This is a genomic window from Pseudomonas protegens (assembly GCF_013407925.2).
Lineage (GTDB): Bacteria > Pseudomonadota > Gammaproteobacteria > Pseudomonadales > Pseudomonadaceae > Aquipseudomonas > Aquipseudomonas fluorescens_AP.
This window is the reverse complement of the sequence record NZ_CP060201.1, coordinates 3118982-3137223: the sequence shown is the minus strand read 5'-3', so window position 1 is coordinate 3137223 and position 18242 is coordinate 3118982. Positions and strand designations below refer to the sequence as shown.

Here is an 18242-nt window from a genome sequence, read left to right as displayed (position 1 = left end):
GGTTGATCCGGGGTTTGTCGTTTCTGCCCGCCCCGCTATCATTCGCCGCATCTTTCGAGGGGTATGACCGATGCTCAATGGCCTGTGGCTTGGCTTCTTTATCGTCGCGACCGTGTCCGCCCTGGCGCAGTGGCTGGTGGGCGGCAACGCCGGAATCTTCGCCGCCATGGTGGAAAGCATCTTCGCCATGGCCAAGCTGTCGGTCGAGGTGATGGTGCTGCTGTTCGGCACCCTGACCCTGTGGCTGGGCTTTCTGCGGATCGCCGAGAAGGCCGGCATCGTCGAATGGTTGGCCAAGGTCCTGGGCCCGCTGTTCAAGCGCCTGATGCCGGAGGTGCCGCCCGGTCACCCGGCCCTGGGCCTGATCACCCTGAATTTTGCCGCCAACGGCCTGGGCCTGGACAACGCCGCCACGCCGATCGGCCTCAAGGCCATGCGCGCGCTGCAGGAACTCAATCCCAGCGCCACCACCGCCAGCAATGCGCAGATCCTGTTCCTGGTGCTCAATGCCTCGTCCCTGACCCTGCTGCCGGTGACCATCTTCATGTACCGCGCCCAGCAAGGCGCGGCCGACCCGACCCTGGTGTTCCTGCCGATTCTCCTGGCCACCAGTGCCTCGACCCTGGTGGGCCTGCTGTCGGTGGCGGTGATGCAGCGCCTGCGCTTGTGGGACCCGGTGGTGCTGGCCTACCTGATCCCCGGGGCCCTGGCCCTGGGCGCCTTCATGGCCTTGCTGGCGACCCTGTCGGCCAGCGCCCTGGCGTCGCTGTCGTCGATCCTCGGCAACCTCACGCTGTTTGGCCTGATCATGCTGTTTTTGGTGATCGGCGCGCTGCGCAAGGTCAAGGTCTACGAGGCCTTTGTCGAAGGCGCCAAGGAAGGCTTCGAGGTTGCCAAGAACCTCTTGCCGTACCTGGTGGCCATGCTTTGCGCCATCGGCGTGCTGCGCGCTTCCGGGGCGCTGGACTTCGGTCTTGACGGTATTCGCCACCTGGTGGCCTGGGCCGGTTGGGACACGCGCTTCGTCGATGCCCTGCCCACCGCCATGGTCAAGCCGTTCTCCGGCAGTGCGGCGCGAGCGATGCTGATCGAAACCATGAAGACCCAGGGCGTGGACAGCTTCCCGGCGCTGGTGGCGGCAACCATCCAGGGCAGCACCGAAACCACCTTCTATGTGCTGGCGGTGTATTTCGGCGCGGTGGGCATCCAGCGGGTGCGGCACGCCGTGGGCTGTGCCTTGCTGGCGGAGTTCGCCGGCGTGGTGGCGGCGATTGCGGTTTGCTACTGGTTCTTTGGCTGAGTTGACCGAGCCTTGGCCGGCAAGCCGGCTCCTACACCATCCGTAGGAGCCGGCTTGCCGGCGAATGGGCGCTCAATGCTTGAGCGCCCGATTGCCCTGCCCCACCGCCCAATCCACCACCTGCCGGGTCAGCGCATCGCTGGCCTGGCCAAATCCCGTCACCACCGCCGGCACTCCGGTTTCAGCCAGCGGCTGGCGCACTTCAAAGCGTCGACTGGCGAGGATCTTCTGGTCATTGCCACGAATCAGCCGCGCATCCAGGCGGATCACCACCTGAGCGTTGTTGCCCTGGTATTCGGTCTGGAAGGCTTGCAGGTCGCCGCCCAGGGCCAGGTCGGTCTGCAGGTTGCTGTCGTCGGTGCTCAACAGCTGCACCCGGCCATCGCGCTGGAAACCATCCAGCAGGCGGTTGCGCAGCAGGATCGGCGCCGGGTCGCTCCAGCGCGAAGCCTTGTAGCTGCTGATCAGGTTGCCCTGGGGCAGCACCGCGATCCGCGCGCTGTTCAGCGCGTCGCTGGCCTGGGGCTTGAGCAGCTGCAAGGACCACGGCAGGGACTGGCTCGGGGCCGTGGCGCCAGCCTGGTTCACCGGCAGCCGATAGACGTCCAGTGGCTCGCCCTTGGGCAGGATCGAGCAGGCGCCGGTCAGGGCCAGGGCGGCACTCAAGGCCAGGGGGGCAAACAGGCGACAGGCACGCTTCATGGCGTGAACTCCTTGTTTTTCTCGTTACCCAGCAGATAACCGCCGGGGTTGGCTTCCAGGCGGCGGGTGATGGCCCGCAGCGAGCTCAGGGTTTCACGCAGTTCGCGCACCGCCGGGGCCAGGCCATTGAGGCCCTGCATGCCGTTGTTCAGCGAGTCTTGGTTGTCGCTCAGCAGCTTGTTCAGGGTGGCGCTGCTGTGCTCCAGGTTGCGCATGGCCTGTGCCGCGCTGCCGACCATCTGCTGCCCCTGGTCGCTGAGCAGGCCGTTGGCGTTGCGCATCAGCGCGGTGGTCTGTTCCAGCATGGCGCTGGTCTGCTTGCTGATGGTGCCCAGTTGCTGCATCAGCTGGCGCAGGTCATCACGTTGCCCGGCGATGCTGGCCGAGGTTTTCTGCAGGTTGTCCAGGGTGTTGCTGACCCGTTCCACGTTGTCCGGGGAGAACATGCGGTTGGCGTTGTGCAGCAGCAGGTTGACCCCGGTCATCAGGTCGTTGCTGTTGTTCAGCAGGCGGGCGATGGGCGACGGCGAGGCGATGATGGTCGGCAGGTGGCCATCCTTGCCCTTGAGCGGCGGGCTTTGCGGCGTGCCGCCGCTGAGCTGGATGATCGAGGTGCCGGTGATGCCGGTCAGAGCCAGCTTGGCCTGGGTGTCTTCCTTGATCGGCGTTTCACTGCCCAGGCGGATCTGCGCCAGCACCCGGCGCGGGTCCTTGGGATCCAGGCGCAGGTTGACCACATCGCCGACCTTGATCCCGCTGTATTGCACGGCACTGCCCTTGGACAGGCCGCTGACCGCCTCGATGAAGACGATCTGGTAGTCCTGGAAGGCGCTGTCGACACTGGACTTGGCCAGCCACAGGCCGAACAACAAGGCGCCGGCCACCACGATCACGGTGAACAGGCCGATCAGTACATGATGGGCTCGGGTTTCCATGTCATCCCTCGTTGGTCTGTGTAGCGGCCTGGTAGGCCGCGCGGCCGCGTGGGCCATGGAAGTACTGGTGAATCCATTCGTCCGGGGTGTCGGCGACCACATCGATGGCGTCCGCCACCAGCACCTTTTTCTGCGCCAGCACCGCCACCCGGTCGGTGATGGTGTAGAGGGTGTCCAGGTCGTGGGTGACCAGGAACACGCTCAGGCCCAGGGCATCGCGCAGGGTCAGGATCAACTGGTCGAAGGCGGCGGCGCCCACCGGGTCGAGGCCGGCGGTGGGTTCGTCGAGAAACAGGATGTCCGGGTCCAGGGCCAGGGCGCGGGCCAGGGCCGCACGCTTGATCATGCCGCCGGACAGCGAGGCCGGGTATTTGTCCGCCGCCGACAGTGGCAACCCGGCCAGGGCCAGTTTCACCGCCGCCAGGTGTTCGGCGTCGGCGCGAGACAGCCCGGCATGTTCGATCAGTGGCAGGGCGACGTTCTCGGTGACCGTCAGCGAGGTGAACAGCGCGCCCTTCTGGAACAGCACGCCGAAGCGCCGCTCGATCAGCGAGCGCTGTTGTTCCGGCAGGCTCGGCAGGTCCTGGCCGAAGACCCGCACCGAGCCTTCGCTGGGCTGGCGCAGGCCGACGATGCTGCGCAGCAGCACCGACTTGCCGCTGCCGGAGCCGCCGACCACGCCGAGGATCTCGCCCTGGTACACGTCCAGATCAAGGTTCTCGTGCACGCTCTGTTTGCCGAAGCGGTTGCACAGGCCGCGCACTTCGATCACCGCCTTGGCAGGCGCGCGTGGCGGGCGGCTCACCAGCCCATCTCCATGAAGAACAGCGCGGCCACGGCGTCGATGACGATCACCACGAAGATCGACTGCACCACGCTGGAGGTGGTGTGGGCGCCCACCGACTCGGCGCTGCCGCTGACCTTGAAGCCTTCCAGGCAGCCGATGGCGGCGATCAGGAAGGCAAAGATCGGCGCTTTGACCAGTCCCAGCAGGAAGTGCTTAACGCCGATGTCCGAATGCAGCAGCGACAGGAACATCGCCGGCGAGATATCCAGGGACAGGGCACAGACCACGGCGCCGCCAATGATCCCCGAGAGCATCGCCAGGAAGGTCAGCATCGGCAGCGCCACCAGCAACGCCAGGACCCGGGGCAACACCAGCAGCTCCATCGGATCCAGGCCCAGGGTACGGATCGCATCGATCTCTTCGTTGGCCTTCATCGAGCCGATCTGCGCGGTGAAGGCACTGGCGGTGCGCCCGGCCATGAGGATTGCGGTCAGCAGCACGCCGAATTCCCGCAGGAAGGAAAACGCCACCAGGTCCACGGTGAAGATGCTGGCGCCGAAGTTGGCCAGCACCGTGGCCCCGAGAAAGGCCACCACCGCCCCCACCAGGAAGGTCAGCAAGGCGACTATGGGGGCGGCGTCGAGGCCGGTCTGTTCGATATGCGCCACCACCGGGGTGATGCGCCAGCGCTTGGGGCGCAGCAGGCCGCGGGCCAGGGTTTCGAGGATCAGGCCGATAAAGCCCAGGACCTTCAGGGTGTCCTGCCAGACGGTGTAGACCGCGCTGCCAATGCGCGAAAGCAGTTGCACGCTGACCGAGATTTCCGGTTCCTTGACTGGCACACAGAAGTCGTTGAGCGAGCTGTAGACCGTGTGCAGCAGTGCGCGATCGGCGCTGGACAGGGTGCAGCCCGGGTGTTCAGCGGACTGGCCCAGGCGTTCGGCGCCCAGCAGTTCCACCAGCAGCGAGGCACCGGCGGTGTCCAGGGCTCCCAGGCCATTGAGGTCGATGTGGGTACTGCTGTCGTAGTGGCCGTCGAGGCTCTGGCAGAGGCGCTTGAGGTCGCTGTAGTGGGCCAGCGTCCAGTCGCCGCCGATGCGCAGTTGCGCCGGAGAGTGGGCGTTGTCCAGTTGAGCGGTGCCGGGCGTCATGCGGGTATTCATAAGCTCCGAGCTTGTGGGGCGATTGCGCAGTGCTACGTAATAGCACGATCCCCGTTACTTTGCCTCGCCGCTCTTGGCCGTATCTTGATCTGGATCGGTGATCTCGAAGCGCAGCACGCCAATCACCTGCCCGTCCTCGGTGATGACCCGGACCTGCCAGTTGCCCGCCGGGTTGGCCGGGAAGTTCTGCTTGTGGGACCAGGCGCGGTAGCCCTCCTTGCGCCCGCCGTGGATGTCCAGGGCGATGCGGTCCACTTCGCTGCCGTTGAACTGCCAGACGTGATAGATGCGTTCGTCCAGGCCCCGGGGCGCGTTGATCGCGGTGTAGGCGTACAAGCCGTCGCTGCGCACCTGGCGGCTGCTGACCTGTTCCAGGCTGTCCCCCGGCGTGCGGTCCTGAAGCTGGGTGCTGATGGCGTCCTCGGTCAGCCACAGGGTGGCCGGCGGCACCCAGGAGCGCAGCAGCCAGCCGGTGCCGCCGATGGCCAGGGTGATGCCCAGCACCGCCAGGGCACTGCGCAGGCTGCGGATCGGCAGGATCGACGCCAGGCTCGGGAAGGACAGGAGCATGGCGATGCCCAGGGCCAGCTTGAAACTCTGGGCCGTGGTCAGGTGCAGGATCAGCGGCAGCGCGGTGAGCAAGGCGGCGAACAGGGTCAGGGTGTGCAGGGCGAGGAACAGCCAGCGCCGCGGGGCCAGCCATTTGTAGTACAGCGGGTCGGTGATGGAAATCAGCGCCGCCGCTCCCAGCAAGCCGGTGAACACCAGCTGGCCGCTGTTCCAGCTGGTGGTGATGAAGAAGAACGGCAGGACGAAGAACAGGCTTTCCTGGTGGATCATCTGCGTGGCGTAACGCAGCAGCGGCTGCGGGATCTCGCGCTTGAAGACCTTGGTGAACAGCTGGGTCAGGCTGTTTTCCAGCATCAGCCAGACCCAGCTCACCAGCAGGATCACGGCGATCCACGAGGCCAGGCTCTGCTGTCGGTCCACCAGGATGAAACTGCCGACTCCGGAGATGAAACCGCCGAGCGCAATGACCCCCGGGTAGCGCTTGATCAGTTCCAGAACGCGCTGAATATAGAGGGTCAGGTTAGGCATCGGGCGGGGTCACAGTCTGGGCAGGAAAAAACCGCGACAGGATACCGTTGGCCGCTGCCCGTGGCGAGGGAGCTGGCTTGGGCTGGAGCGTGCAACACAGCCGGCCGCGCCGTCGGCCGCAAGCTGCGCGGCCAATGCCTGGGTTGCTGCTACGGCGCAGGTGCGGGACGCCGGCGGTGCCACAGGTAGGCGCCGAGGCTGGCGCAGACGATCAGGCCCAGCAGGCCCGCGCCCAGCCACAGCAGTTGTTCGTCGCCCAGCAGCGGCTTTTCGATGCGCAGGTAGCCCGGCTGTTGCAGCAGTTGCCTCAGGGCCTGATTGGCCTGTTCCAGGCTGACGGCGCGCAGGCGCTTGGCCGGGTCGCTGAAACGGCCGTTGTCGAAATCTCCCAGGGCGCTCCAGTAGTAGTCCGCCAGGGCGCTGTTGCCTTGCACCGCCCAGGCCTGGCGGTCGATGGCGGCCTGTTTCAGGCGCTCGAAGGTGGCCGGGTCGAGGCCGTCCTTGAGCAGGCTCGCCTTGAGCTGTTCGACCACCTGCCGGGCCTGGGGCAGCGCATCACGCTCCAGGTCGGCGTTGAGGCTGAGAAACCCAACCCCACCGAAGACCTCCCGATCGCTCCAGGGGCCGTAGGACAGTTCGTGCTCCAGGCGTAGCTGGCGGTACAGCGCCCAGTCCAGGTAGTCCTTGAGCAGGTCGAATGTCTCGTCGTGTTGCTGCTCCAGCAGGGGCTCGGGAAACAGCCAGTGCAACTGTGCGCTCTGCCCTACCCAGCCATGGATCAGGTTGCGCTCGGCGGCGGCCGTGCCCTGGATCTGCGGCAAGTCGGGGTGCTCGCTGGGCTCCACCGGAACCAGGGCGCCGTAGGTGCGCTCCAGATAGGCCGGCAACAGGCGATCCAGTTCGCCAACCACGATCAGGGTCATGTTGTTGGGCGCGTACCAGTCCTTACGTACCTGCTCCAGCTGAGCCAGGGTCAGGTGCCCGACCTCGGCGCGCTCGGCGCATTTGAGCCCCAGTTCCACCGCCAGCTGGTTGCTGGCCTTGTGACCCAGGTCCTGGCGGTCGAGCCAGCGTTGCAGGTGCGAGTAATGGCCGCCGTCTTCACGCTCCACCACCTGCTTGGCGGCGGCCACGGCTTGGTCGTCAAGGCGGGTGCGGGTCAGCAGCGACAGCAGCAGGTCGAGGACCTTGCGCTGGTTTCTCGCCGGGGCCTCGATGACGAAAGTGGTATCGGCGTTGCTGGTGTAGGCATTCCACTCGCCGCCCAGGGCTTGCATGCGCTCTTCCAGGCCGCCTTCGCCGCTGGCGTCGATGCCACTGAACAGCAGGTGTTCCAACAGGTGCGGCAGCTCCTTGTCGGCACAGGGGAAATCGTCCAGGCCGACCCCCACCACCAGGCGGATCGCTACGTGGCCGCGTTCGCTACCGGGCTTGAGCAGCAGCTGCAGGCCGTTGGGCAGGGTATAGCCTTCGACCTGGAAACGATCCAGGGCCCACCCTTGTGCGCTGCCCAGCAACAGGCAGGCGAATAACAGACAACGCATAACAAGCTTCCTTACGGCGTGCGTAAGTTTTAGAGACTTCAGATAACTCTGGACGTTCAGGGTGAATGGGTGATGTCAGTCATGTCCTCGACTTCCAGCGCCCCGGTGTCCGAGGTTTCCAGGACCACGTAGGCGCTGCTGCAGAACAGTGAGTTGAGACGCTTCATGTCGGCGATCAGCTCCAGGTGCAGGGAGCTGGTCTCGATGCTCTGCACGATCTTGCGCTGCAGGCGGCTGACGTGGGCGTGGGCCAGGCGTCGTTCCTGGGCGCGGAAGCGGCGTTTCTCCCGCAGCAGTTGCCGGGCGCTTTCCGGGTCGGCGCTGAGAAACACCGAGAGTCCCAGGCGCAGGTTGGCGATCAGTTGCGCGTGCAGCCCGGTCAGCTCTTCCAGGCCCACTTCGGAGAAGGAGCGGCGTTGCGAGGTCTTTTGCTGCTGGACCTTGCGCAGCATGCGCTCGATCAGGTCGCTGGCCAGCTTGAGGTTGATCGCCAGTTCGATGATTTCCGCCCAGCGCCGGCTGTCCTGCTCGCTGAGGTCTTCCCGGGGCATTTGCGCCAGGTACAGCTTGATGGCGCTGTACAGCGCTTCGACGTCGTCGCTCAGGGCACGCAGCTCCTGGGTGATGGCGGTCTGTTTGCCCCGCAGCACATCGCGCATGGCTTCCAGCATGTTGTCGATCAGATCGCCGATGCGCAGGGTTTCCCGGGCGGCGTTGGCCAGGGCCAGGCTCGGGGTGGCCAGGGCGGCCGGGTCCAGGTGCCGTGGGCGTGCGCGGCCGTTGTCCTGGGGCCGCTCCGGCAGCAGCCAGCTGCAGAGCCGGGCCATGGGGCCGACACTGGGCAGCAGCAACAGGCAGCGCGCGGTGTTGTACAGCAGGTGGAAACCGATCACCACTTCCTGGGGGCTGAAGTCCAGGCTGTCCATCCAGTGGGCCAGGGGGTCGAGCACCGGAATGATCAGCAGCAGGCCGATCAGCTTGTACAGCAGGCTGCCCAGGGCCACCTGGCGACCGGCGGCGTTTTGCATGCTGGTGCCGAGGAAGGCCAGCACCCCGCTGCCGATGTTGGCGCCGATCACCAGGCCGATGGCCACCGGCAGGCTGATGACGCCGGCCCCGGCCAGGGTGGCGGTGAGCAGCACCGCCGCCAGGCTGGAGTAGGACACCATGGCAAATACCGCGCCCATCAGGGCATCCAGAAGGATGTCGCCGGTCAGCGAGGCGAACAGCACCTTCACCCCTTGGGCGTGGGTGATCGGCGCGGCGGCTTCGACGATCAGTTGCAGGGCCAGGATGATCAGCCCCAGGCCGATGCCGACCCGACCCAGCTGGCCGGCGCGGGTCTGCTTGCGCGAGAGGAAGAAGATCACCCCGAGGAAGATCAGCAGCGGCGACAGCCAGGACAGGTCGAAGGTCAGCACCCGGGCCATCAGCGCGGTGCCGACATCGGCGCCGAGCATGGTCGCCAGCGCCGGAGTCAGGGCCATCAGGCCCTGTCCGACAAAGGAGGTCACCAGCATCGCCGTGGCGTTGCTGCTCTGGACCATGGCCGTCACCAGGATGCCGGCAACGAAGGCCAGCGGTCGCCGGGCCATGTTCTGGCCGATCACATGGCGCAGGTTGGAGCCGTAGACCCGCAGGATGCCGGTACGGACGATGTGCGTGCCCCAGATCAGCAAGGCCACGGCGGAAAGCAGATTGAGCAGGGTCAGCATGAGACGGCCCCCCTGGGGTGAAGAGCCCCAAGCGGGGCCAGTGGACGTTGTCGCGCGCGGTTCTAGGTTATGTATCTAAGCTGTAGTTGGCTAACGCACGGGGCGCCAGCATCGCATAGCTCAACCGGCGTTTGAAACAAAACCGTCATGAAAACAACCGGCTGCAGACGTGAAAAAGGGGCTCGAAAGCCCCTTTTTCCTTACGCAGATTCGCGGTTACTGACCGGGAACGTCCTTGCGCAGTTTCACCGGATCCTGCTGTTTTTTCTTCTTCGCGATGGCGGTGCGCATCTTGATGTTGATGGCTTCCACCGCCAGGGAGAAGGCCATGGCGAAGTAGACGTAGCCTTTTGGCACGTGTACGTCGAAGGCTTCGGCGATCAGCACCGTACCCACCACCAGCAGGAACGACAGCGCGAGCATCTTCAGCGACGGGTGCTTGTCGATGAATTCGCTGATGGTCCCGGCCGCCAGCATCATCACCAGCACGGCGACGATGATGGCCGCCACCATCACCGGCACGTGGGAAACCATGCCCACCGCGGTGATCACCGAATCCAGGGAGAAGACGATGTCGATGATCGCGATCTGGATGATGGTGTAGAGGAACTTGCCGCCAGCGCCCTTGGGCTCGTCCAGGGTTTCGTCCTCGCCTTCCAGGGCGTGGTACATCTCCTGGGAGCTTTTCCACAGCAGGAACAGGCCGCCGAAGAACAGGATCAGGTCACGCCCGGAAATGCCCTGGCCAAAGACCACGAACAGGTCGGCCGTGAGGCGCATGACCCAGGTGATCGACAGCAGCAACAGAATCCGCGTGACCATGGCCAGCGCCAGACCGAAGATCCGGGTGCGTGCCTGCATGTGCTTGGGCATGCGGCTGACCAGGATCGAGATCATGATGATGTTGTCGATGCCCAGGACGATCTCCAGGGCAGTCAGGGTAAAGAAGGCAACCCAGATTTCCGGGTTGGTCAGCCATTCCATGTGTAGTCCTTTGCGCGAGTGTTATGGCCCGGGCCGTGGAGCCGGCCCGGGCGGGGAATCATTGCCTTTACAACGTGCTGAACAGCGGAAAGATCCCCATCAGCAAAGCGGCGAACATTATGCACAGGCAGACCAGCACTGCCCACTTGAGGGTGAAGCGCTGATGGTCGCCGAACTCGATGCCGGCCAGGGCCACCAACAGATAGGTCGAGGGTACCAGCGGGCTGAGCAGGTGCACCGGTTGGCCGACGATCGACGCCCGGGCCATTTCCACCGCGGTGATGCCGTAGTGGCTGGCGGCTTCGGCCAGCACCGGCAGCACGCCGTAGTAGAAGGCATCGTTGGACATGAAGAAGGTGAACGGCATGCTCACCAGCGCGGTGATCACCGCAAGGTACGGCCCCAGGGCGTCCGGAATGACCGCCAGCAGGCTCTTGGACATGGCATCGACCATGCCGGTGCCCGACAGGATGCCGGTGAAGATACCCGCGGCGAAGATCAGCCCGACCACCGCCAGCACGCTGCCGGCGTGGGCCGCGACCCGGTCCTTCTGCTGCTGCAGGCAGGGGTAGTTGACGATCATGGCAATACTGAAGGCCACCATGAACAGCACCGGCAGCGGCAGCAGTCCGGCGATCAGCGCGCACATCAGGGCGAAGGTCAGGGCTCCGTTGAACCAGATCAGCTTCGGTCGACGGGCGTCGGGGTATTGCGAGACACTGATTTCGCTGTGATCGATCTCGTCGCCCGCCAGGTGCAGTTCACCCAGGCGTGCACGCTCACGTTTGCCGTACAGGTAGGCGATCGCCAGGATCGCCACCACGCCAGCGAGCATCGCTGGGATCATCGGCACGAAGATGTCCGAGGGGTCCACGTGCAGGGCGCTGGCGGCCCGGGCGGTGGGGCCGCCCCAGGGGGTCATGTTCATCACCCCGCCGGCGAGAATGATCAGTCCGGCCATGATCCGCGGGCTCATGCCGATGCGGCTGTACAGCGGCAGCATGGCGGCCACGCAGATCATGTAGGTGGTGGCGCCGTCACCGTCCAGGGACACCACCAGGGCCAGCACCGCGGTGCCCACCGAAACCTTCAGCGGGTCGCCCTTGACCAGCTTGAGGATCTTGCGCACCGCCGGGTCGAACAGCCCGGAGTCGATCATCAGGGCGAAATACAGAATGGCGAACATCAGCATCACGCCGGTGGGCGCCAGCTTGGTGATGCCTTCGAGCATCATCGGGCCGATCTTCGGCGCGAAACCGCCGAACAGGGCGAACAGGATGGGTACGATGATCAGCGCGATCAGCGCCGACAGGCGCTTGGTCATGATCAGGAACATGAAGGTGATGACCATGGCAAAGCCAAGGAAAGTCAGCATGGGAATACTCCAGGCGTAGCGCGGCTAGGGAATGGCGAACCGGGTGGGATCAGCGCAGAACGGCAAGCACGAGGCGTACGGGAGGAGTCGAAGCGAACAGGCGGGTACGAGCGGACATCAGAATCACCATTGTTGTTGTTAATAGGGCCGGGAGCGCGAGAAACGCCCGCTGTGGCCAACCGGTCTGTTGCCGGTAGTGGAGGCGATCCTAATCGGGGAAGCTTTCAGCCAGCTTTCGCCATTGAAAGGAACCGGCGGATGTTGCCGCAGGCGACCAGCGGCATAAAGTGACGGGCATGGGCCCACAGGAGGCATGCACATGAGTGAGTTGCACTGCGGAGGCTGCCACTGCGGGCGGCTGCGCTACCAGTTCAGCGGGCCGCTGCGAGATATCGCCCACTGCCATTGTTCGATCTGCCGCCGGGTCAGTGGCGGCCTGGTGACCACCTGGATCACCCTGCCCGCCTCGGCCTTCAAGTGGCTGCAAGGGGTTCCCGCCTGCTACGACTCTGCTGCAAGTTGTGCGCGCTATTTCTGCGACAACTGTGGTGCTCACCTGGCGCTGGTCACCCACCTGAGCCCGGACAGCATCGATGTCACCATCGCCACCCTGGACCACCCGGAGCTGGCCCCGGCGGACCGGCACATCTGGACCGACAGCCGCCTGCCCTGGCTGCATCTGGACGAGCACCTGCCGCAAGAACCGCAGGAAACCCTGTAGCCGCTGCCGCAGGCTGCGCACGAGCGCGCAGCGGTCGCGAGGCTCCCAAGGCCGCCCAGCAAGGCCCTTCGGTCCTTTTCTCAGCCTCGCGGGCTCGGCAGCGGCTACGGCAGCTCCAGCCCGCCCGCCGCCTTGTGCAACGTCCTCAAATGCTCGCCCACCAGCTTCAAGTTGGCCTCGTTGGCGGCAATCTCAGCGGCCCGCTCCGGCTCCAGCAGGGCTCGCACTTCCTTGTCCAGTTCACCGGTCAGGGATTGCAGCTGCTTTTGCCGCTCGCTGCTTTCGGACTCCAGGCGCTGCCATTCACCGGGTTGCGGCAAGCCGTAGCCGCTGCTGCCCAGCAGTTCCGCCGGGCGACTGAGGAAGCCGCTGTTGGCGAGAATTTCCTGCAAGGTCTTGTTGGCCTTTTCCATGCCGCCGTTCTTCAGCTCGCGCGCGCCCAGGTAACGCTGCTTGACCTCGTCCTGGGCCAGCAGCAGTTGCCGGCGATAGCTGGCCTGCTCCAGTAGCAGCAAGGCGGCGCTGGTGCGCAGATCGGCTCGGTCGAACCACTGGCGGCGCTCGCCTGCGCTCAGCGAGAGCCAGTCTTCGACGCTGGCCTGCTTGATCGGCAAGTGCTTTTTGATCACCTCGAACATGGCCTGGTAGCGGTCGCGGAAGGAGTCGAAGCGATAGCCCAGGCGCAGTGCCTCGCGTGGGTCGTCGAGCACGCTGGTATCCGCCAGTCCCCTGCCCTTGAGCACTTCCAGCAGGCCGTTGGGCATGATGCTGTCGAGGCCGATCAGTTGCTTGTTGTTGCTGCCGCTGCGCAGCAGCTTGAGGCTTTCCACCGCGCAGTTGTTGGACAGGAAGTAATAGTTGCCGTCGTAGCTCCAGTGCATCTCGGCGGCGTGCTCCACCACTTCCTCGATCTCGCTGCGCGACAGTTTCAAGGGCACCGAGGCCAGGCTGCGCAGTTCGGTCTTGGTGTATTCGTCGATCACTTGGGACAGCGGCAGGACAAACAGCCGCGACGGGTACTTGCCCACCAGGCCGTCCCAGCTGGACAGCTGCACGTCGCCGACAAAGGCGCGGTAGGACAGCACCAGGTGCTGGTCCAGGTCCAGGCGGCAATCCGGCCCGCGGGGACGGCCCGGGGCGCAGATCACCAGGCGCAGCATGCTGTGGCCCCAGCGGCTGACCCAGTTCTGGTTGGCTTCGGCCAGCAGGTAATCCACCGCGTAGACCCGTTCCGGATCCACCTTGCCCAGCGGCGTCTTGGCGAAGTCGTTGCCGGCATTGAGGAAGGCGAAGGACTGGGCGCAGTGGTCCTTGGCGGCCGGGGCCCAGCCGAAATGCGCCTGGTAATAGCGGTACAGCGCCGGGCGGCGACAGGCGTAGCTCGGGTCGAGGAGGAAGTACTCCATGTTCACCGCGACGAATTCCTTCGGGTTGGTGATCTCGTAGAGGTCCGGGCTGCGGGCGATCTGGCGGTTGTGCTGCTCCCGTTCTCCGCGGCGCCCGACATATTGCGGCCAGCCGGCCAGGTCCAGCAGGCGCGGGTCATCGCTGAGGGTGAAGCGTCGGTCGTTCTGGCCGCGGCACTCATCCGGCAGGCCGATCAGCCCGGTGGTGCTGTTACTGCGGGTGCAGCGTTGGATCAGGCTGCGTTCGGCGCTGGGCCACAGGCGCGCGCGGTCATAGATGTGGGTCAGTTCGTGGAGCACCGTGGCGAGCATTTCCCGGCGTACGGTGCCGTGGGGACGGCTGGTCTTCTGGGTGGCGGCGGAACCGTCGGTCAGGCTCGGCAGCAGGGCGCGATTGAGGTCCAGCTCCGACACCAGGGATGCCTCGCCGTAGGCGTTGTCGGGCATCTGGTCGGTCCAGCCGACATCGATGGTGCGATCCAGTTGCTGGATGAAGCGCGGCGGCAGTGCCTGCATCGCTTCATCCAGCAGCGCCTGGCTGGCGTGTTGTTGCGCCGGGCTCAAGCCATCGGTCTTGAGGCGCAATTGCAGGTCGGCCTGGGCGGTGCCGCAGAGCAGCGCCAGGGTCCCGGCCAGCAGCCAGGCGAGGAATGGTTTCACAGAGCGAGGATGGCTTCGGCGAGAACCTGATCGCTGGCGTCACGGGCTTCCGGCAGCTGGGTACGCAGGGCCGTGAACGCGGCTTCCAGTTGCGCGCCACGGATATCACCGTTGCTGGCGACGAAGCTGGCGGCATCGTCGTGGGCTTCGCGCACGACTTTGGAGTCACGGATCGAGGTGGTGGTGTCCGAGGTGAAATCGATCGTGCGGCCGGAGGCACGGACGATGATGTTACTGGTGGCCACCAGGGTGTGTGCCTGGGCCACGTCGGCCAACAACAGCAGGCCAAGGGTGGCGGCAATCAGCGGGCTACGCATGGAACGACTCCGGAATAACAGGGGTGACTATTGGACGAGAATTGCCTGCGCCAGTTCAAGGTCGCTGGCATGAAGTTTTGCCCGGTGCTGCCGCAGATAGTTCAGGGCGGACTCCAGGCGCGCGCCACGCAGTTGGCCGTCGGTTGCCACGAAGGCGGCGGCGTCATCCTGGGCGGCGAGCAGCAGTTTATGGTCGAAGGGCGCCGAGGTCACCTGGCTTGTGGCGTAAACGGTGACGACCGAGCTTTGGGTGGTCAGGTCGAATGCCTGTACCGAGCCGGCCCAACAGACGGCGATGAATACTGGAGCAAAAAGCGAAATTCGGAACAAACCCTTGAGTCTCGACAGCTGAAAATCAGCGCCAAGGCTAGCGCAATGGTCCGGACAGGGCCAGCGCAGAGGGTTTCAGGTGCGTGGGCGCACCTGAAATCTTCGTTCAGATCGCCAGGATTGCCTGGGCCAGCTGCGCGTCAGTGGCCTGCAGTTGCGGAGCCTGTTGACGAATGTGGTCGAAGGCGCTTTCCAGTTTCACCCCACGAATGGCGCCGTCGGTGGCGACGAAGCTGGCGGCGTCATCCCGAGCGGCGCGTACGATCTTGTTGTCGCGCAGCGAGGAGGTGGCGTCGGAGGTAGCGTCGGTGGTGGCCTTGAGCGCGCCGACGATGGCATCGGTGGTCACGATCAGGCTGGTGGCGTTGGCATTGGCGGCCAGGGCCAGCAGTGCGGCAGCGCCGAGCAGGCGAAGACGGGACATAGGGAACTCCTGTGAATGGACAGACAAAGGAAGGGCGCTGAGTGAGACGCCGGGCAGCCACTGCGAGGTGCTGTGTCTGATTGTTCTGACGCAGCCAGGGCGAAAATCGCTACGTCGTTGCAGATATTAGGCTGAGCGGTTGCATTCGCACAGGGTTGTATCAGGCCCTAGCGCCAAAAGGGCCTGTGCAGTTCTGCTGCCCGTTCGCCATGGCTGATGCCGCTGTCCGAGAGCTGTCGTTCATCCATTTGGGCCAGCAACTGACGGGTGCGGGCGCGCTCCATCATGTTGGCGAGGGCCTTGATCCAGCGCTTGAGGGCCGTGCGGCGTGAGGTTGACTGAAGGTCAGTGCCGGGTTTGCCAGAGCATGAGTCCATGGTGCTTTCCTCCTTGAGCCGCCGAGCGATGGGCGTGCTGCAGCCTCATGGTGCGACGGTTGGAGGCAGCCATACAGATACACCAGGGCAAAATTGTACTGGTTGATTGTTGTGTTTTATAAAACTGTACCTGTCGCAATCAACTGAGCTGTATTTGCGTTGCGAAGGTTTTTTCCAGGCCATAACGACAAGACCCGTCGCGGTTTCCCGCGACGGGTCTTGTGTGTGCAATTCGGGGTGCTGGCGGTGGACCCGGTGGGTCAGAGCCAGCGACGCTGAGTTAGCGCCAGAACGGCTTGCTCAGCTCTTCGTAGCGTTGTGCTTCGCTGATCCCGGCATCGGCCAGCAGACGCGAATCCAGGCGAGCCAGTTGGTGGCGGCTGGAGATGCGGCGCTGCCACAGCATCAGGTTGGCGATAACGCGCAGAGGCAGGGAAGCCTGGGTTTTTGCAGCTTTGTCTTCGAAGAACAGTTCGGAACTGAGTGTACGTTCCATGGTTGACATCCTTCCGCTTGTGGCGGGATCAGGTAGTGGTTTAACTGATGCCAATGATCCTCTTCCCGCGCAAGACTCTGTAGATACAGTTCACCTGTATTGTGAGGGACCAGTTAACTGTTTATAGGGGCTGTACTGTTCGGAAATGGCGCAACTGTACCTGTCAGCACCTTTATGGTGCATTGCGGCGCTTTTCAGTGGGAGGTAAGCGGTTTTAGGCGGGGAAAATACCGGTACAGAAGTACAGTTTTTGACGCTTATTGGCGAGCGGTCGGCAAGCTGACGAAACTGTGTTTGCGTCAGCTGCCAACTGTATCAATCACTCGGCGAGCATTTTCCCGGTTTCTTCCAGGTTGATGTGCCAGCTCAGGGCATCACGCAGGATGTGCGGTGTGTGACCACCCAGGGCGCAGGCCTTGGTGAAGTAGTCGTTCAGCGCATCGCGGTAGGACGGGTGCACGCAGTTGTCGATGATCACCCGCGCCCGCTCCCGCGGTGCCAGGCCACGCAGGTCGGCCAGGCCGATCTCGGTGACCAGGATGTCGACGTCATGCTCGGTGTGGTCCACGTGGCTGACCATCGGCACTACGCTGGAAATCGCTCCGCCCTTGGCAATCGACTTGGTGACGAAGATCGCCAGGTGCGCGTTGCGGGCGAAGTCGCCGGAGCCGCCGATGCCGTTCATCATCCGCGTGCCGCAGACGTGGGTGGAGTTGACGTTGCCGTAGATGTCGAACTCCAGCGCGGTATTGATGCCGATGATGCCCAGGCGGCGCACCACTTCCGGGTGGTTGGAGATCTCCTGCGGGCGCAGCACCAGCTTGTCCTTGTAGCGCTCCAGGTTGCCGAACACATCGGCGTTGCGCCGGCTCGACAGAGTGATGGAGCTGCCCGAGGCGAAGCTCAGCTTGCCAGCATCAATCAGGTCGAAGGTCGAGTCCTGCAGCACTTCGGAGTACATGGTCAGGTTCTCGAAGGGCGACTCGATCAGGCCGCACATCACCGCGTTGGCAATGTTGCCGATACCGGCCTGCAGCGGGCCGAGCTTGTTGCTCATGCGTCCGGCATCCACTTCCTGCTTGAGGAAGTCGATCAGGTGGTTGGCAATGCCCTGGGTTTCGCTGTCCGGGGTGGAGACGGTGGATGGCGAATCGGACTGGTTGGTGATGACGATGGCGACGATCTTTTCCGCCGGGATCGGAATCGCCGTGCTGCCGATGCGATCGTCGACTTTCACCAGGGGAATTGGCGTGCGGGTCGGGCGATAGGTCGGGATATAGATGTCGTGCAGGCCTTCCAGGTTCGGGTTGTGCGCCAGGTTGATCTCGACGATCACCTTTTTGGCGAAGATCGCGAAGCTGGCGGAGTTGCCCACCGAGGTGGTCGGCACGATATGGCCCTGTTCGGTGATGGCGACCGCCTCGATCACTGCGATGTCCGGCAGCTTGAGCTGCTGGTTGCGCAGTTGCTCGACGGTTTCCGACAAGTGCTGGTCGATGAACATCACTTCGCCGGCGTTGATCGCCTTGCGCAGGGTGCTGTCCACCTGGAACGGCATGCGCCGGGCCAGCACCCCGGCCTCGGTGAGTTGCTTGTCCAGGTCGTTGCCCAGGCTGGCGCCGGTCATCAGGCTGATTTTCAGCGGGGTTACCTTGGCCCGTTCGGCCAGGGCATGGGGCACGGCCTTGGCTTCACCGGCGCGGGTGAAGCCGCTCATGCCGACGGTCATGCCGTCCTCAATCAGAGCGGCAGCGTCGGCGGCGCTCATCACCTTATCCAACAACGAAGGCAAGCGGATACGATCACGGTACATGGATTGTTATCTCGGGCAACGGAAGCAAGAAGCGCAGTCTAGTGATTTCAAAAAAAAACACCGCGCGACAAAGGTCGAATGAAAGGCCCTGATTT

Annotated in this window: 18 protein-coding genes; 2 read left to right on the top strand and 16 right to left on the bottom strand. The window is 64.4% G+C overall.

The features are described 5' to 3' along the window. Positions 1-70: 70 nt before the first annotated feature. Complete coding sequence (locus tag GGI48_RS14420) at positions 71-1300, top strand: nucleoside recognition domain-containing protein (protein ID WP_016963731.1); 1230 nt, start codon at positions 71-73, stop codon at positions 1298-1300. Between the two features lie 72 nt (positions 1301-1372). Here GGI48_RS14420 and GGI48_RS14415 read toward each other — a convergent pair whose 3' ends face one another. The 9 genes from GGI48_RS14415 to GGI48_RS14375 form a co-directional block, all read right to left on the bottom strand. Next, positions 1373-2002: an ABC-type transport auxiliary lipoprotein family protein gene (locus GGI48_RS14415; RefSeq protein ID WP_179598875.1), complete on the bottom strand. Its 630-nt coding sequence runs from the start codon at positions 2000-2002 to the stop codon at positions 1373-1375. Beyond that, the gene (locus tag GGI48_RS14410) at positions 1999-2937 is read right to left on the bottom strand and encodes an MlaD family protein (RefSeq protein ID WP_179598873.1); all 939 of its coding nucleotides are present in this window, start codon (positions 2935-2937) and stop codon (positions 1999-2001) included. The genes GGI48_RS14415 and GGI48_RS14410 overlap by 4 nt, the downstream gene beginning before the upstream one ends. 1 nt (position 2938) lies before the next feature. Next, positions 2939-3742, bottom strand: a complete 804-nt coding sequence (locus GGI48_RS14405) for an ABC transporter ATP-binding protein (RefSeq protein WP_016963728.1) — start codon at positions 3740-3742, stop codon at positions 2939-2941. After that, complete coding sequence (locus tag GGI48_RS14400; protein WP_179598871.1) at positions 3739-4887, bottom strand: ABC transporter permease; 1149 nt, start codon at positions 4885-4887, stop codon at positions 3739-3741. The genes GGI48_RS14405 and GGI48_RS14400 overlap by 4 nt, the downstream gene beginning before the upstream one ends. A gap of 54 nt (positions 4888-4941) precedes the next feature. Then, positions 4942-5985 (bottom strand): DUF5924 family protein, encoded by a 1044-nt coding sequence (locus GGI48_RS14395; RefSeq protein ID WP_179598869.1) that lies wholly within the window; start codon positions 5983-5985, stop codon positions 4942-4944. A 149-nt stretch (positions 5986-6134) separates the two neighbouring features. Beyond that, positions 6135-7529, bottom strand: a complete 1395-nt coding sequence (locus GGI48_RS14390) for a M16 family metallopeptidase (protein ID WP_103740812.1) — start codon at positions 7527-7529, stop codon at positions 6135-6137. 56 nt (positions 7530-7585) lie between these two features. Next, entirely contained in the window at positions 7586-9244 is a 1659-nt protein-coding gene (locus GGI48_RS14385) for a Na/Pi cotransporter family protein (protein WP_016963724.1), read from the bottom strand. Between the two features lie 216 nt (positions 9245-9460). Beyond that, the gene (locus tag GGI48_RS14380) at positions 9461-10228 is read right to left on the bottom strand and encodes a TerC family protein (protein ID WP_016963723.1); all 768 of its coding nucleotides are present in this window, start codon (positions 10226-10228) and stop codon (positions 9461-9463) included. 67 nt (positions 10229-10295) lie between these two features. Next, positions 10296-11603 (bottom strand): CitMHS family transporter, encoded by a 1308-nt coding sequence (locus GGI48_RS14375; protein WP_123723794.1) that lies wholly within the window; start codon positions 11601-11603, stop codon positions 10296-10298. A gap of 319 nt (positions 11604-11922) precedes the next feature. Between GGI48_RS14375 and GGI48_RS14370 the strand changes: the two genes are divergently transcribed. Continuing rightward, entirely contained in the window at positions 11923-12324 is a 402-nt protein-coding gene (locus tag GGI48_RS14370; RefSeq protein WP_179598866.1) for a GFA family protein, read from the top strand. Between the two features lie 104 nt (positions 12325-12428). Here the strand turns inward: GGI48_RS14370 and GGI48_RS14365 are convergent, their stop codons facing one another. From GGI48_RS14365 to GGI48_RS14335, 7 genes are all read right to left on the bottom strand, one after another. Continuing rightward, complete coding sequence (locus GGI48_RS14365; RefSeq protein WP_179598864.1) at positions 12429-14390, bottom strand: DUF4105 domain-containing protein; 1962 nt, start codon at positions 14388-14390, stop codon at positions 12429-12431. After that, entirely contained in the window at positions 14387-14707 is a 321-nt protein-coding gene (locus tag GGI48_RS14360) for a DUF2388 domain-containing protein (protein ID WP_016963715.1), read from the bottom strand. Before GGI48_RS14360 ends, GGI48_RS14365 begins: the two co-directional genes overlap by 4 nt. Before the next feature lie 27 nt (positions 14708-14734). Beyond that, the gene (locus GGI48_RS14355; protein WP_260620673.1) at positions 14735-15028 is read right to left on the bottom strand and encodes a DUF2388 domain-containing protein; all 294 of its coding nucleotides are present in this window, start codon (positions 15026-15028) and stop codon (positions 14735-14737) included. A 115-nt stretch (positions 15029-15143) separates the two neighbouring features. Then, a complete protein-coding gene (locus tag GGI48_RS14350; protein ID WP_016963713.1) occupies positions 15144-15461 on the bottom strand; it encodes a DUF2388 domain-containing protein in 318 nt (105 codons plus the stop codon). A gap of 167 nt (positions 15462-15628) precedes the next feature. Beyond that, positions 15629-15838 (bottom strand): DUF1127 domain-containing protein, encoded by a 210-nt coding sequence (locus tag GGI48_RS14345; RefSeq protein ID WP_179598862.1) that lies wholly within the window; start codon positions 15836-15838, stop codon positions 15629-15631. A 280-nt stretch (positions 15839-16118) separates the two neighbouring features. Beyond that, positions 16119-16334, bottom strand: coding sequence for a DUF1127 domain-containing protein (locus tag GGI48_RS14340; protein WP_003220409.1), 216 nt, complete (start codon positions 16332-16334; stop codon positions 16119-16121). A gap of 319 nt (positions 16335-16653) precedes the next feature. After that, the gene (locus GGI48_RS14335; RefSeq protein WP_179598860.1) at positions 16654-18147 is read right to left on the bottom strand and encodes an acetyl-CoA hydrolase/transferase family protein; all 1494 of its coding nucleotides are present in this window, start codon (positions 18145-18147) and stop codon (positions 16654-16656) included. Positions 18148-18242 lie beyond the last annotated feature (95 nt).